A 14,881-nucleotide genomic window follows, 5' to 3' on the forward strand; every position below is an offset into this window, starting at 1 on the left:
TTTGCCTCGATGGTCACGGTCCCGCAGTTGCCTTCGATGACGGGCGTAGCGTCGTCGGCCTGGATCGTGATGTTCTCGCCGTCCTCGCAGTGGCTGCGGTTGACTGGGCCCGCGCGAACGACTTGCGGCTGGGCCAGTCTCGCGTAGGCCCCATTCGCAACCTCGCTGAGAGCGTTGTCGCCGCGACAAGATCGGCACGGAACGGCCGACGGTGGTACGCGAACGCCCAGCAGAGAGGTGGGCCGCGGTTCCGAGAGCCCGGTCGACGGTGGCCGACGAAGGCCGACCGCACGTCGGCGAACTTGAAGCCCCCGGCCGCCTACGGGATCCGCCATCGGCGGCACCCGTGTCCCGCCCCGGTGTCAGTCCAGCCAGTACCAGCCGTCGCCGAGCGACCAGCGCATCCGGCAGGGGTCCGCGAAGCAGTCGAAGCTTGTGTCACCCGGCGTCCCGGTGAGGTGCGCGTAGCCGGCCGCGCCGTCTGGCGTGCCGACCCAGACCGGCAGGAGGATGCCCGTCGGCCCGCTGCCCTCGGTGCCGATCCGCACCGCCCGCCCCATGGACGACAGGTGCCGCAGATCCTTCGGCAGAACCTGGCCGTACCGGTCGCCGTACTCGGCTGTGACCTTGTCGGCGAGCCCGGCCGCGGTGCGGAAGTCGTCCCGGTGGAGGCGGTAGAAGTTGTGGACGAAGACGGACGTCCAGTCGACGGCCACGATCGCCACCGGGGCCAGCAACCCAGGAACCAGCACCAGCGTCAGCGCCTTGACCGGCCCGACCCTGCGCCACAGGGCCACCAGGGCGATCCCGGTGACGGCCATCGCCAGCAGCCAGCCCAGCCCGGTGATGATCAGGCTGAGCAACCACAGGTTGGCCAGCCGAAGGCCAAAGAGATGCAGCCCGGCGACGACTCCCCATGCCGCCACGACCCCGACCACCCAACCGGCGACGACACGGCCACGCGGGCGTACAGCTGTCGTGGTACCACCTGCGGCGACGGGCATCCGCTCATTATGAATGTGGGCCGCAACCAGGGCCCCGGCAAAGTCCTCAGGTGATGCCGAGTAGGGCCAGCGATCGGTTACTGTCGCGGGCGTGGTGGCGGTTGGCGGCGGCGATGTTGGTGAGGCCGGTCAGGCGTAGGGCGCCGATGGCGGCGTCGCGCAGGGATGCCATGACCTGTGGTCCGGTACCGGTGCGGATCTGGGATCGGTCTTCGTCGTAGGTGACGTCGCGGACCCGGTGGACCTTGTTCTCGATCGACCAGTGACCGCGGATCCACCCTGCGAGGTGCTCCGGCCTGGCTTGGCGAACGTGGAGGTCGGTGATCGCGTAGACGGTTTCGGTGGTGAAGCGTTTCGGCTGGTCGAGCCGGCGTCGGCGGCGTCGGATCTGCAGTGCTTGGGCGGCGTGGGGGAAGTCGATCCCGGTGGAGATTGACAGGATCTTGCACGTGCGGATCTCCCGGCGGCCGTGACCACGGTCGCTGTCACGGGCGGTGTCGGGAGCGGCTCGCCAGGGCAAGCGGGCCAGTTGGGCGTGCAGGCTGGGCTGGTTGCCCTTCACGGTGAGAATCCAGTGGGCGCCGCGTTCGGCGAGGTAGGCGACTTGCTCGCGCTGGCAGTGCAGTGCGTCGGCGGTCACCACCGTGTCGCGCAGGTCGCTGAGCTGGTCGAGCAGAGGTGCGAAGCGGGTGATCTCGTTGGTCTTGCCGTCGACGTCGGTGCCTCTCCACAAGACTGCTGGTCGGGCCATTGAAGGTCGCGGCGACGGTCGCTACCAGGCTGCTGGCCCTCACGGAGCTGGTGCGTCCCAAGCCGCAACCCGCATCAAAAGGCGCGAACAGTCGTTTGATATTTCATCACCAAAGGGGCCAATAGCCATTGGACCTGTCTAGTTGGTCTCAACCTCGCCGGTCGGTACTCTCGGGGCAGACACGGCGGCTCGTATCGGGTTTAGTGGGAGTCTGACGGCGAGATCAGCTCAGCACTGACGAGGAGACTAGGCGGATGAAATCCTCACCCTGGCGCCCCGGAGCGGAGAAAGGCCGAGCGACGCCCGCTGGCTTCTATGACGCGCTCATCGGCGGCGAGTGGAACCTCCCCGCGGATCGCGAGCTGGCCGAGAAGGCGCTGAAAGTCATTCCCACGATTAAGCATGGCGCGATAACCTCGCGGGCGTTCCTCCGGCGGGCGGTGCACCATTTCGCGCAGGAGGGATATGACCAGTTCCTCGACCTGGGCTCCGGCATCCCCGCGACTGGCAATGTGCATGAGATCGCTCAGATTAATCGTCCTGGCGCCCGAGTGGTGTATGTCGACAACCACGCCGTCGCGGTGATGACCGGGCAACAAATCCTCCGGGACAACCCGGATGCCGTCTCCATCCTCGGAGATGCCCGCAACCCCGAGGCGGTGCTGGGCGATGAGGAACTCAACAAGACAATCGACCTCGACCGGCCGGTCGTGCTCCTGGCCGTGGCGCTGCTGCACTACCTCACGGATGAGGACCACCCCTACGAGGTCATGGCGCAGCTGCGGGACAGACTGGCGCCCGGGAGCGTGCTGGTGCTGACACACGGCGCCAGCGAGTCGTACGCGCCAAGCCAGGCACAGCAGGTGCAGGCCGCCTTCGCCGCCTCCGAGGCATCGAAGCCGGTCACCCGGAACTACGACGAGGTCCTGAGGTTCTTCGGCGACTTCGAGATGATCGACCCGGGGTTGGTGTGGCTGCCGCAGTGGCGGCCCTCCCCCGACGACCCACAGTGGTTTGTCTCGGACCCGGTCCGCTCCGGTGCCCTCGCTGGCGCCGCCCTCAAACGCTGACCAACCGCCGTCCCCTGCACCTTCTGCTGGCCCGGTCGGCGTCGCGCTACGGCGCTGCCGGGTCGGATGTCAGGGGCGTGGCCAGGGTTAGGTGGCGGGATTATGGATCTTCCGCGCGTGGCAGTCGGTGAATAGGTCCGCGTAGCGAGGAATCGGGGCCTCATGCAGGAGGTTCGCCCGCTGCTGCTGGCCTTGCCAGCGGGTGCCATTGTTGCGGCTGTCGGTCACGCGACCCGTCGGGTGGACAGGGGCGTTACGAGGTCGTGGTCGGACAGTTCGGGAAGGATCTGCCCCGCGGCCGTCCCGGTGGTGCCCCTGAGCGCTACGAGCAGTTCCGTGAGGGTGTGGTGGCGTCCCATCAGGGGGCCTTGGCCGAAGCAGCGTCCCCTGCTGGCTAGGAGGACACGTTGCGGGTGAGAGCCCTGCGCTTGCCCGGACGGCGACAAGAATGCCGGCCATGTCTGTCACGTGTCGTACGCGGTTGAGGACGCGTTGGGTGTAGCCCAGCATCTCGTCGGTTGGCCTGTCCCGCACGACCAGGGCGAAGGAATCACCGCCGACTCGCGCGGCGAAGTGCGACTCGGGTGCCTGTGGGAGGATCTTCTGGCCGATTCTCTGCAACAGCCCGTCCTCTGCTGGGCGGCCGCCTGTGGGGCCGAAGCACAGGTAGTAGGCCAGGTCCGTGGGGTCGGTGATGCTGCGACGGACCAGCAGCCAGTGCACGTAGCCGTCGTCGGTGCCGGGCAGGGAGGCTACCGCCCAGTCGTAGAGTTGCGGCCCTTCGGCGCCGTCGCCGCAGCTGCGGCGCTTCCACGCGAAGGTTGGTGCGGCGGCGGCGAGGACAGCCGTCGCCCGCAAGGAGTTGATCAAACGGCTCCTCGCAGGCAGGTGCGAGGTCTGCGGCGGCACGGTGGACATCCAAGTTCACCACGTCCGCAAACTCGCCGACCTCGACCAGGCCGGGCAGTCACGCAAGAACACCTGGACGAAGATCATGGCCAAGCGGCGAGGCAAGACGCTCATCGTCTGCGCCGACTGCCACCACCAGATCCGCCACATAGGTGAACAGGCCGTCGCGAACAGCGTCCGGGTCCCACGCCGACCGGTTGAGCAGCCGCTGTATCCGGTTCGGCGTCGCGTCGCCAGCGGCCTCGGCCAAGGTCCAGCCGTTCTTGCTCGCAACAACCCGACCAGGTAGCTCAGCGCCTGCCGGCGCGGCTCCGCACGCCCGAATCGGTGCGCGAACCGCGCCAGCAAATCATCCAGACCCGCCCGCCAGCCCACGATGTCATCGATCAACACAAGTGCGACAGCCTGCCCGCCCCCATGACCGGCGCGCGACGGCGCCGTCCATGGTCAGTCTGCGAGAAGCCCGGGTTGCCTCCCGATTGTCCGCGACGCGAGGTTGAGCCGAAGCTTCTCGATGACATCTAGTGCCTCCTCCTCGATGTCGCCAGCCCACCGTTAGAGCCGGGCGCCGGTCAGCGTGGTGGTTTCGAAGAAGTCGGCGGCGATGATGGCCTGCGCCTGCGAGCGCAGGAACGTTGCCCAGGTGGCTGGTGGCGCAGTGCCAGGATCTCGGCGTCCTTGTCTCGGTCGCTCATCGGCAGCAGCCGTAGCAGCGCGAGAGCGCTGGTCACACCGAGGTAGGCCGGTCGCAGCAGCACAACAGGTCATCCTCGCGCACCGCTCAACGTCGAAGTCTTGACCAGGACGGACGAGGTTTCGGCACCCGCAGGGTCGAGTTCTGGGTGCCCCGCCGGCGCTGACCCCTTTCGGTTCGCCGCTGTGTGGTCAGCACAGCAGCGTCAGCCAGTAGGCGCGGTCATTCATGTAGCTGGGCATGTTGCCGAACCCGTACCCGGCCACGACCGGTGTCAGGGTGAACCACTCGTCCTCGAACTTGATCTTGGCGCCGCCGGTCTGGTTGTTGTACCAGGACGAGGCGCCGGCGCGCTCGCCGGTGGGGAACCCGTAATTCGGCAGCCGGTAGACCTGGCAGTAGTAGAACGCGTAACCGTAACCGCCGCGGTTGGCGTCGGCGTGGACGCAGGCCCGTCCGGTGCCGCACCAGCTGCCGGCGGCATCCGCGTCCCCGTCGGTGAGGGTGAGGACCACGCCGTCGTCGGGCCAGGCGACCTGGTTGGCCGACAGCCTGGTCGCGTGCGGGTCACCGGCGAGGATCGATCGGATCCGGTCCTCGGTGAGGGTGTCCGGTGATGCTGCCGCGACCGGCGACGCCGAGCTGGCGAGCAGCACGGACGTGGCCGTTACGAGGGACACGGCGAGGTTGAGCACGCGCCGTCCCCGGCGGTGCGGTGTCGCTTGCGCATTGAGCATGATGACTCCTTCGTGAAGGTGGCCGTCGAGCGTTCGGGTGAGGGCGCCCAGGACTGGACGCGGTAGCTCACGTGCGTGACCGCCGTCGTGGCGCGTGCGCTGACCTGCTGCAGGTCCAGCGGCGGTACGCCGTCGAACAGTCGCGTGCCGGCGCCCAGGGTGAGCGGCGCGATGTGCTGCCGCAGCTCGTCGATGAGGCCGGCGGCGAGGTACTGGTTGATGGTGGCCGCGCCGCCCACGACCGCGACATCGCCGGCGCCGGCCGCCGTGCGCGCCTGCGCCTGCGCCGACTCGATCCCGTCGGTGACGAAGTGGAACGTGGTGCCGCCGGTCATCGGCTGCGGCGCACGGGCATGATGGGTGAGCACGAACACCGGGGCGTGATAGGGCGGGTCGTCGCCCCACCAGCCGTTCCATTGCCGATCCCACCCGCCTCGTACGGGGCCGAACATGTTGCGCCCCATGATGAACGCCTCGGCGGCGGTGACCCGCTCGATCTCGGCGCGGTTCGCGTCGGGGTCGGCGTACCAGGCGTGCAGCCTGTCACCCCAGCCGCCGCCGTCGTCGCCGAACGGGCGTTCCTCGCTCTGGTTGAGCCCGGCCGCGTAGCCGTCGACCCAGATCGTGAGGTCGCAGATCACCCTGCCCATCGGTGCTCCTTCCGGCGAGAGGCTTCTTGTCCAGGACGTCACGTGGCCAGGCCGAGCACGACCAGGCCGAGCCCGAGCGGCAGGTCCAGCGCCATGCAGGCCTCGGCCAGCGAACGGGACACGACCGCCCGGCGGCGGTGGTGCACCGCGTCCCACACCGCGTGGGAGGCCAGCACCAGCCCGGCCACGACCAGGCCGGCGTCCGGGGCCAGCGCCAACGTGGCGAGCGCGAGACCGGCGTACACGGTGCCGCCGACGAATTGCGCGGACACCTGGCGGCGCGGGGCACCGACGACCACGGCCACGACGACGAGCATCGCCGCGGCGGCGCCGAGCAGCACCCATCGACCCACGCCGGTGATCTCCCCGACGGCGATGACGACGCTGCCGGCTGGTACGGCCACCCACGCCATCCACGGCCGGTCTAGCGCGGCCGCGGCGAGGTAGCAGAGCGCGGCCACCCACACGCAGGTGACGGCCGTCTCCCGGTCGGCGACGGTGACCAGCACGGCGATGGCCGCGGCGAGACCGGCCGCAGTCGGCCAGCGGCGCGACAGCCACGAGGATGCGGGGTTCATGCCCCTCACTCTGGCCGCGCCGGACGCCGGTGCCGAGCCGAACCCGGCAGCGCGTCAGAAATCCTGGCACTTCCGGCACGGAACCTGCGTCACGGGTCCGAACCGGCGCCCACGGTCGTCGACGACACGGCCCGGTACTGCGACGGCGGCACCCCGTACTGCGCGACGAACGCCTGCCGCAGCGTCTCCAGCGACGTGAAGCCGCACCACCGTGCGATCATGCCGATCGGGTGGCCGGTGGTCGCCAGCATCCGCGCGGCCGTGTCCAGCCGGGTGCGGCGCACGAACTGCCCGGGCGGCATGCCCAGGTGCTCGACGAACAACCGGTGCAGCTGCCGCGCGCTCACCCCGCACTGCGCGGCGAGCGTCGCCGTGTCCAGCGTCGACGCCAGGTGCGTGGTCACGTGCGCGACCGCCCGGCGGACCAGGACGTGGTCCGGATTCGGCGCGGTGAACACACTCATCTGCGCCTGGTTGCCCGGCCGCTGCAGATAGGTGACCAGCGCCTGCGCCACCACCCGGGCCAGGTCGGGCCCGCAGTCCTCGGTCACCAGCGCCAGCGTCAGGTCCAGCGCGCTCGTGACACCGGCGGACGTGGCGACCCGCCCGTCGCGGATGAAGATCGGCCGCGGATCGACGTGGACGGCAGGGTACCGCCGCGCCAGCACGTCGGCGTAGTGCCAGTGCGTCGTCGCCCGCCGCCCGTCGAGCAACCCTGCCGCCGCGAGCACGGTGGCGCCGGTGCACACCGACGCGACGCGGCGGGCCAGCGTGGCAAGCCGCCGCACGTGCGCGACGACTGTCGCGTCGGCGGCGGCGGCCTCGTGTCCCCGGCCCCCGGACACGACCAGCGTGTCGATCGGCCCGGTGGCGCGCTGCAGCGATCCGCTGCTGTGCAGCTCCAGGCCGGAGTCGCAGCGGATCGCCTGCCCGTTCGGCGAGATCAGCTCAGTCCGGTACAGCGTCCGCCCCGCGATGCGGACAGTCAGGTCGAGCGTGGAGGTGACACAGGCGATGTCGAGCAGCTCGGAGCCTTCGTACCCGACCACCACCACCCGCCGGGCAGTGTCGTCGCTCGATGTGTCCGCCATACCCGATATCCTGTCAGCGAGTAGCCTGAGCAGAGACAACGCCCGAATCATGCCCGCTGTGGCCTGGCTTGCCCCTGTGCGGCTACGCCACTTCTGAACCGATATCGACCGTAGGATGAGTTTCGGCGTTTCGGGATTCTGAGGCCCTGTCTGACGGACTTGCTACGAGCCGCTGGCCTCAACTCACCCTGACAGACAGAGCCCGACTCGAGTCGGACATGAACACCCCGAGCTGCTTGCGAGACAAAGTTACCGCAGCGCGCTTTCGAGTGATGCGGTGAACTCGGCCGTGCCGGGCGTGGCTGGCGGCTCGTGGCTGCTCGGTGGCTGCTCGTCCGACGAGCACCCCCTGCGTCCCGCCCAGTCCTGGGTTCCGCTGGCGTCCGGCCCAGTCCAGTCGGTGTCAGGGTCGATGATCACCAATTCAACCGATGGATATCGTCGCTGACTGGTGGCCGCCCGGGTCGGTTCGGGTAGGTCTAGTGGCGTTACTCCAGCCGCAGTTGCGTGATCTTTAACGCGACGTCCCGACGCCTCCGGCCCCCGGACGTCGCCCCGCTGACGACTGTCGAGAAGGGTGCGCCACAGAGCCAGGCAAGTTGATTCGGACGTTGAGGCTCCGGAGGGGCCAGGTTGACTTGGCCAGCACCAGGTCATCGGCACCAACGCTGGCCACCTCGGCTCGGACCGGACAGGTCCGTGTCCGGTTCGGACAAGTTGGCCAGTCCGCAGTCCTGACCACCGGCGTCATCGCTGACCCCCCGACGCTATAGCGCATCAGAGGCCGGAATGGCACGATCTACTTCCGTTGGCGCCCCTGGATCGCGATCTTCAAGCAGATCTACGTAGCGGCATCCCTTTCATTGAGGAGCATCATGGTTCGCAGACGTGCAGCAACAGCTCTGGCCTCAATCGCCCTGGCGACCGGCACCCTCCTGGCAACCGGTGCCGCACCGGCCTCAGCAGCACCTAGCTGCACAGAATGGTGGGACGCCAACACCTACGGGGTCACCTGCAGCGGATACACCAGCGGCACGGAGGTGCGCGCGCTGGCTCGGTGTGCCAACGAAACTCTCGCTACCGGGCAGTGGAAGAACGCCGCGACCGGAGGTTGGTCGTACGCCTACTGCGCTGGTAAAGGCGGCCGGCACGCCAGCGACAGCATGGCCCCCGACTTCCGCTAAAGCGAACCAACCTGGCCACGAGGCCAATGCCCACAGCGAACGGCACGTGGAGTTCGACGTACAGCTCGGAGACCTGCCCGACCACGACCCGGCCGGGCAAGTCTCCGACCAGTTCCCCGGGGCGCCGGGCAACATCGCAGAAAAGGCCAGGTAGATCTGGACGGGCACGCTGTGAGCCGTTCACATCCACCTGCCCGATGGGCCGGTGAACCCGAACCGGTGCTTCGCGCCGCCGATGGCGCGACGACGGGCCCGTGCGGCGAGGCCCGCGTATCCGGTCCTGACGATGTGTGCTCCGACGTCTCCAAATTGGAGCTGCATCGTCAGGCCTTCGCTGGCAACATGGTCGCTATGGCGGACCGGGTGATGTTCGTTCAGCTGAAGACGGGCCACGGCACCGACAAAGGGCCGGCGTGGATCAGCCGCGTGCGGTTCAGCAAGAGCTGGCAGACGGCTTACTGGCATGGCAAGAGGCTCCGACGCGATCGCGGCATTTCTGACGCCAACTTCTACGACGTCGAAACCGGCGAGGAGTACTGGCTCTCCGGACCACACCGCGACCGCGCTGACACGCGCTACAGCGGCATCCGGCCCCAGATCGACGACGACGTCCGCCCGGCGTACGAGGCGTTCCTTCGCGGCGATTCTCTCCCCGGCCGGGAACACGGCTGACACCTCCGCACGGCAGTGCTCTCGGTGCGGACGCCGCTGAGCGGGCGCATCAGCCGCGCGTCGCCCCTCGCTGCGGGTGGTCGGCGCCTCTCGACGCTCGGGCATCCTGACCTGCCGATGATTCAGCCGGCCGTCGCGGGTTCGCCATCAACGAGGTCTGGTGCACCGCCGCGGCGATCGCGGTCGACCTGATCGCGTGGCTCCAGCTCATCGGCCTCGACGGCGACCTGGCGAAGGCTGAACCGAAACGGCTGCGCTACCGGATCCTGCACACCACCGCCCGCCTCGTGCGTGGCCAACGCCGCCGCTGGCTGCGCATCCCCGCCACCTGGACCTGGGCCGAACAGATCACCGCCCCGTTCAACCGGAAGTCACTATTCTAGTGCTAGAGTATATTTGTGGAGTTGACCCCCGCCGAGCTGACCGTGCTGGGCTTGGTCATCGAACGGCCGCAGCACGGTTATGACCTGGAGCAGGTGATCGAGCAGCGCGGCATACGGCAGTGGACCGACATCGGGTTCTCGTCGATCTACTACCTGCTCACCAAGCTGGAGCAGCGCGGTCTGCTCCATGTCCCGGAGGCTCCGGCCGCCGCGAAGTCCCGCCGCGTCTTCCACGCCACCGCCGAGGGCCGCGGGGTTGCGGCGCGTAACGCCCTGGCCTTCGTCGCCGAGGCGCGGCCGACCCCACACCCACTGCTGGTCGGTGTCGCCAACCTGTCCCTGCTCTCGGCGCAGCAGTACGTGCAGGCGCTGCGCACCCGGCTGGCGCAGATCGAAGCCCGGATCGCCGCGGTCCAGGCCGTCCAGGGGGTGCAGCAGGCAGAAGCCACCCTCCCGCTCGCGGCGCGTGAGGTCTTCTCCTACTCCCTGAGCCTCATGGAGGCAGAAAGGCAGTGGCTCGCCAGCCGAGCCCAGGTGCCCGGTGACGAGCAAGACTGACGACAAGACCGACTTCAAGAAGACCCTTGACGCCTATCAAGCGCAACGGGGCCGGTTCCGGATAGTCGACGTACCCGCCATGCAGTACCTCATGACCGACGGTCACGGCGACCCCAACACCTCGCCCGCCTTCACCGAGGCGGTCGAGGCGCTCTACCCAGTGGCGTACAAGTTGAAGTTTGCCAGCAAGCGAGCCCTCGGGCGCGACTACGTCGTCCCGCCCCTGGAAGGCCTCTGGTGGGCGGAGGACATGGACTCCTTCACCAAGGTACGAGACAAGTCACGGTGGGACTGGACGCTGATGCTCATGGTCCCGGACTGGATCGACCAGACCATGTTCACGACCGCCGTCGAGCAGACCGGGGCGAAGCACAAACCAACTCGTCTCGACGACGTCCGCCTCCAGACGCTGACCGAGGGGCGGTGCGTGCAGACGCTGCACGTCGGTTCCTTCGACGACGAGGCCGACGTGCTCGCGCAACTGCATCATGAGTTCATCCCTGGCCACGGGCTTCGCATGGCCGGCACTCACCATGAGATCTACCTCAGCGACTTCCGCAAGGTCGCACCCGACAGGCGGCGCACCATTCTCAGGCAGCCGATCACCACCGACACCCGAGCGTGAGCGGCTGGCTCGCAGTTAGGCGAAGCTGCTCGACCATCTCGATGGCCGATGGCCGGCGACCATCCGTCAGCACGAGGGACGCTCGGCCGCGCGTCCGAGGTCTGGTCGTCCCTGCTGTGTGTGGGCGCCCGCGCACTGCCCCTGCCCTGCACTCGATGGTCCTCGATCTGGCGCCGCTGACCCGGACCGAGACGATCGTGGACGTCGGCTGCGGCAACGGCCACTTCCTCGCGGAGCCACGCCGGCGCGAGCACACCGACCCGGTCATCGGTCCCGACCGGCCTGGCGCGATGGCCCGTCGTTCCCGCGAGCCATACGCTGGCCCTGCTCGTCGACGCGTCGAGTCACGTCGGACCGATCGGAGGAAACGATGCGCAACACCGAGATGGGGAAGCTCAGCGGCCTCGTTGGCGAATGGACGACGACGATTTCCGACGCCTTCTTCCTCGAACCGCCAGGCACCGAGGTGCCGGGCGCCACCAGTATCGAGTGGCTCGGCGAGTCGCTACTGGTGGTGCGGTCGGAGTTCGGCGGGGGCCAGCACGCGCATTCCGAGATGAGTCTCGTCCTCGGCCGCAGCGACGCCAACGACCGGTTCGTCGCGCTCTACCAGGACGACCGCGGCGTCTGCCGCGAGTATTCGATGACCTTCGACGGCGGACGCTGGACGATGACCCGTGAGGACCCGGACTTCCACCAGCGCTTCATCGCCGAGGTCGAGAAGGACCGCATCCTCGGCCGTTGGGAGGCGTCCGAGGACGGGGGCAAGTCCTGGCGGAAGGATTTCGACCTCACCTTCGAGCGCGCTTGAACTCAAGCGCCTCCGATCGACGAGTAACCGCGCACCATCGGCGGCAGTGTGGTTCGGCTGTCGACGTCTGTCGTGAGTGGTGGTTCGAGCTGACCGAGGTTGAGTACGCGCGAATCGGATCGTTGTTGCCGGCGATGACACTGCGACGTAGTGGATGGTGGCGTGATCATCGGCTTGGGTGCGGATCGAGGCGATGCCGTACCAGGAGGGTGCGGCGGCCTGCCTGGAAGCTGGCCGCGCGATGCGGTGGGAGCATGGCGCCGGACGAGCCGGCAACCCGTGATGCCGTCGCCGTACGATTGGCGCTCGTGGCTGAGTACGCACTCTACGTATGGGGCAACTACCTCCGCGAGGCCGAACTCGACCGTCTCCCCGAGTGGCTCGAACCCGCCGTACTCGCTGGCGAGCGGGTGTTCGTCCACCCGCACGTCGCGATGTCCGACGACGGGCCGCTGCGCGTCGACGCGAGCCGCTCGCTGTTTGTCGTCGGGGACGAGTTCGTGTCCGGGCGCAACCTCTCGCCAGCGGTGACCGACGATTGGCGGGTCAGCTACCTGCGGCTGGTGACCGACGGCTCAGCCGACGACGCCGAGCGGGTGATCGAGGAACTTCTCGATGAGATTGAGGAGCAGGGGGCGAGCTCGACCGCGACGATGATCCGGAACGCAACCCGCTGCCAATCGGTAAGGTCGTGACCTTGTGGGAGGACCCGCACGGTCAGTGGGACGTCGCGCTGGTCCGGCTGTGACAAGGCGGTGGCCGGCATCAGCATTGCTGAGTCCCAGGCCGTGTCTCCTGGATCATGGCTTGGGGTGGTCCGGGTTGGCGCATAGCCAGATGAGGATGTCGGCGACTTGTAGGGCGGCGGGTAGCGGCAAGCGAGTTGTCGTACCTGGTGGCAACGGCGCGGAACCGCTTGCGCCGATTCATCAGCCGTTCGATGGTGTTGCGCTGGCAGTAGCGGTGCGGGCGGAACGTGTGCAAGAGAGCTTCAGTCGGCGGTTCCCTGGTCGAGGTGGGGTGCCCGCTGGGCGAGCAGGAAGACGGCGCCGGCCAGCGTAGCCAGGGCCAGGATCTGGCCGGCTATCTCCCACGGTCCCGTCTTGACCCGCTCGTCCAGCCAGAGCAAGCCGACGCCGAGCGACACCAGTGGGTCCGCGACGATGATCGTGGCCAGGGCCGGCGCTCCCAGCGGGCCCGCCTGGTAGGCGTTCTGGCTCAGCAGCACGCCGAACGGGCCCAGGACGACGAGAGCGTACGTCTGCCACTGCCCGAACACGCTCAGCGGGCTGCCGTTGTAGTGGAAGGCAAGGCTGCTGACCAGGCCGGCGGTGACGCCGTAGCAGACGCCAGCGGCCAGGGCCAGCGGCAGTGGCCGCCACTTCGGGCCCAGCCCGACGGCGGCCACCAGACACAGCGACACCGCCCCGGCCACCGCGACGCCCAGCAGCAAGGCCGACGAGAACGAGTTGAGCCCCTGCCCCTGCCCGACGGCCGGTCGGGCGATCAACAGGAAGGCCGAGAGCGCGACCAGGCAGAGGACCGCTTCCAGCATGGTCCTGAGGTCCGGGCGCGTCCGCTCGGCCAAGGAATACAGCAGGACGTACCAGAGCAGGCCGGTGATCAGCAGCGGTTGCACCAGGATCAGCGGTATCAGGCTGAGCGCGGCGACCTGTAGGCCGAAGGCCCCGGCGGCGAGCACCACCGACCAGCGCCATTCCCGTTGGCGTACCAGGTGCAGCAGCAGGGCGGGCCGCCCGGCCGGCTGGCTGGGTGTCCGGTGGGAGGCGCGGAACTGTAACACCGAGGACGCCCCGAACGCCGCGGCCGCGCCGAGGGCAAGGGGTGTTCCGGCCAGCACCTCGCCACTCAGCATGGGCGGTCCACCCCCATCGTCCGGACCCGCCCGCTGGCCAACAGAGGTGCGCGCCCGGCGGCCCGATCTGGCGCCCGGGTGGGTGGACCTGACGGTCGCCGTGGGGCGGCCGGTCGAGCCAGCGGGGTAGGGGGACGGTCCTTCCGGGCGGCCCTTCCCGCAGCCATCCGCCTCCTCCCTCGTCTCGTCGAACTGGCAGTCAGCCAGCCAGCAGTTGTCTGAAAATACCCTAGATAGGAAGAAACGCGTCGGTAAGATCTCATTTATCCCGAGGAGCAGTGGCTGGTGGCGCTCCGGTCTTTCGTCGCTGGAGGCATACGACATGTCAACGACCGCGCCCCCGTGCCAGGCGCCAACGGTCCGACGGTCAGTCGGTCCGCGAATGGTGCGGCTGGGCGTGCCGGGCGAGCGTGACCGCGCCGGCAACGGCGAGGATGAAACCCAGCACCGCCACCGGCTCGGTGCCGGGCCGCACCCGATCACCGAGCAGCAGCCAGCCGGCCACCGCCGGGGCCATGGTCTGCCCGAGGATGGTCGAGGCGGAGGCGACTGTGACGGAGCCACGCTGCAAAGCGGTGGCGTAGAGCAGCAGGCCGGTCAGTCCGGCGAGCACCATCGTGTAGCTGACGGGGCTGACCAGCAGGGCACTCGGACTGGTGACCCGACCGAGCAGCCGGGCGCCGACCGCTGCGGCACCGAAGGAGAGCCCGGCCAGCAGCCCGGGCAGGGCAGGCCCCCGCATCTGCGGGCTGCCCAGATACGCGCCCACGGCCAGCACGAGCACCGTGCCGAGAAGCGCCCAGCCGACGCTCGCCGTCGCCTCCGCCGGCGGGCTGCTGCTGGCCGAGATCGCGAGCAGCACCAGGCCGGAGACCACCCCACCGATCGCGACCCAGTCCCGGGCGGTCAGCCGGAGCCGCAGCACCAGCATGGCGATCAGCGCCACCAGGCTCAGGTTGGCCGCGCCCAACGCCTGCACCGCGAACAGCGGCACGCTACGCAGCGCGGTGAAGGTGAGCCCGGAGGAGGCGCCGTCCAGAGCCAGTCCGGCCGCGTACGGTCCGGTCCGCGCCAGCCGCCACAACAGCCTCGGGTCGAGGTGTGCCGTGGCCGCCACCCGGCGCGTGCCGATCGACTGCACGATCGCCGCCGTGGCGCTGCACAGTGCGGCGAGGATCGCCAGCAGGAAACCGAAGGCCATGAGGAAGTCCCGGGATCGTCGGCACCAGGTCGGGTCGAAGCTCCCCTGGCATACCCACCTGCGCCGGGGTTTCGCGCCCGGTGCCAC

Annotated in this window: 17 protein-coding genes; 8 read left to right on the forward strand and 9 right to left on the reverse strand. The window is 68.8% G+C overall.

The features are described from left to right. Positions 1-362 precede the first annotated feature (362 nt). Together C5N14_RS12890 and C5N14_RS12895 are read right to left on the reverse strand one after the other, a co-directional pair. Positions 363-926 carry a hypothetical protein gene (locus C5N14_RS12890; protein WP_128763567.1) on the reverse strand — a complete coding sequence of 188 codons (564 nt, stop codon included), beginning with the start codon at positions 924-926 and terminating at the stop codon, positions 363-365. A 124-nt stretch (positions 927-1,050) separates the two neighbouring features. Beyond that, positions 1,051-1,737: an ISAs1 family transposase gene (locus tag C5N14_RS12895; RefSeq protein ID WP_243639528.1), complete on the reverse strand. Its 687-nt coding sequence runs from the start codon at positions 1,735-1,737 to the stop codon at positions 1,051-1,053. A 272-nt stretch (positions 1,738-2,009) separates the two neighbouring features. Between C5N14_RS12895 and C5N14_RS12900 the strand changes: the two genes are divergently transcribed. After that, on the forward strand, positions 2,010-2,825 hold the full coding sequence (locus C5N14_RS12900) for an SAM-dependent methyltransferase (RefSeq protein ID WP_117668332.1): 816 nt from the start codon (positions 2,010-2,012) through the stop codon (positions 2,823-2,825). An 87-nt stretch (positions 2,826-2,912) separates the two neighbouring features. Here C5N14_RS12900 and C5N14_RS34160 read toward each other — a convergent pair whose 3' ends face one another. Continuing rightward, positions 2,913-3,743: a diguanylate cyclase domain-containing protein gene (locus C5N14_RS34160; RefSeq protein WP_117668333.1), complete on the reverse strand. Its 831-nt coding sequence runs from the start codon at positions 3,741-3,743 to the stop codon at positions 2,913-2,915. On the opposite strand from C5N14_RS34160, the gene C5N14_RS34165 reads away from it, so the two are divergent. After that, a complete protein-coding gene (locus C5N14_RS34165) occupies positions 3,688-4,023 on the forward strand; it encodes a hypothetical protein (RefSeq protein WP_207892725.1) in 336 nt (111 codons plus the stop codon). The two genes, C5N14_RS34160 and C5N14_RS34165, sit on opposite strands and share 56 nt — an antisense overlap. Before the next feature lie 596 nt (positions 4,024-4,619). On the opposite strand, the gene C5N14_RS12930 is transcribed toward C5N14_RS34165, so the two are convergent. The 4 genes from C5N14_RS12930 to C5N14_RS12945 form a co-directional block, all read right to left on the reverse strand. Continuing rightward, positions 4,620-5,108: a hypothetical protein gene (locus C5N14_RS12930; protein ID WP_165878096.1), complete on the reverse strand. Its 489-nt coding sequence runs from the start codon at positions 5,106-5,108 to the stop codon at positions 4,620-4,622. Next, positions 5,096-5,815, reverse strand: a complete 720-nt coding sequence (locus C5N14_RS12935) for a dihydrofolate reductase family protein (RefSeq protein WP_117668335.1) — start codon at positions 5,813-5,815, stop codon at positions 5,096-5,098. Before C5N14_RS12935 ends, C5N14_RS12930 begins: the two co-directional genes overlap by 13 nt. A 38-nt stretch (positions 5,816-5,853) precedes the next feature. Beyond that, the gene (locus C5N14_RS12940; protein WP_117668336.1) at positions 5,854-6,393 is read right to left on the reverse strand and encodes a hypothetical protein; all 540 of its coding nucleotides are present in this window, start codon (positions 6,391-6,393) and stop codon (positions 5,854-5,856) included. 89 nt (positions 6,394-6,482) lie between these two features. Beyond that, on the reverse strand, positions 6,483-7,484 hold the full coding sequence (locus C5N14_RS12945) for a GlxA family transcriptional regulator (RefSeq protein WP_117668337.1): 1,002 nt from the start codon (positions 7,482-7,484) through the stop codon (positions 6,483-6,485). A 1,535-nt stretch (positions 7,485-9,019) separates the two neighbouring features. On the opposite strand from C5N14_RS12945, the gene C5N14_RS12955 reads away from it, so the two are divergent. The 6 genes from C5N14_RS12955 (at position 9,020) to C5N14_RS12980 (ending at position 12,412) form a co-directional block, all read left to right on the forward strand. Then, complete coding sequence (locus tag C5N14_RS12955) at positions 9,020-9,340, forward strand: hypothetical protein (RefSeq protein WP_117668362.1); 321 nt, start codon at positions 9,020-9,022, stop codon at positions 9,338-9,340. 191 nt (positions 9,341-9,531) lie between these two features. Then, entirely contained in the window at positions 9,532-9,723 is a 192-nt protein-coding gene (locus C5N14_RS12960; protein WP_243639531.1) for a hypothetical protein, read from the forward strand. 15 nt (positions 9,724-9,738) lie between these two features. After that, positions 9,739-10,281: a PadR family transcriptional regulator gene (locus tag C5N14_RS12965; protein ID WP_117668339.1), complete on the forward strand. Its 543-nt coding sequence runs from the start codon at positions 9,739-9,741 to the stop codon at positions 10,279-10,281. Then, positions 10,265-10,906 carry a GyrI-like domain-containing protein gene (locus C5N14_RS12970; RefSeq protein ID WP_117668340.1) on the forward strand — a complete coding sequence of 214 codons (642 nt, stop codon included), beginning with the start codon at positions 10,265-10,267 and terminating at the stop codon, positions 10,904-10,906. Before C5N14_RS12965 ends, C5N14_RS12970 begins: the two co-directional genes overlap by 17 nt. A gap of 370 nt (positions 10,907-11,276) precedes the next feature. Continuing rightward, positions 11,277-11,717, forward strand: a complete 441-nt coding sequence (locus C5N14_RS12975) for a hypothetical protein (RefSeq protein WP_117668341.1) — start codon at positions 11,277-11,279, stop codon at positions 11,715-11,717. 254 nt (positions 11,718-11,971) lie between these two features. Then, the gene (locus C5N14_RS12980; protein ID WP_128763569.1) at positions 11,972-12,412 is read left to right on the forward strand and encodes a hypothetical protein; all 441 of its coding nucleotides are present in this window, start codon (positions 11,972-11,974) and stop codon (positions 12,410-12,412) included. 296 nt (positions 12,413-12,708) lie between these two features. Here the strand turns inward: C5N14_RS12980 and C5N14_RS12985 are convergent, their stop codons facing one another. Next, entirely contained in the window at positions 12,709-13,593 is an 885-nt protein-coding gene (locus tag C5N14_RS12985; protein ID WP_117668343.1) for a DMT family transporter, read from the reverse strand. A 367-nt stretch (positions 13,594-13,960) separates the two neighbouring features. Further along, positions 13,961-14,794: a hypothetical protein gene (locus C5N14_RS12990; RefSeq protein ID WP_117668344.1), complete on the reverse strand. Its 834-nt coding sequence runs from the start codon at positions 14,792-14,794 to the stop codon at positions 13,961-13,963. Between the last annotated feature and the right edge of the window lie 87 nt (positions 14,795-14,881).

Origin of the sequence: Micromonospora sp. MW-13, from assembly GCF_003434305.1 — a bacterium.
GTDB lineage: Bacteria > Actinomycetota > Actinomycetes > Mycobacteriales > Micromonosporaceae > Micromonospora.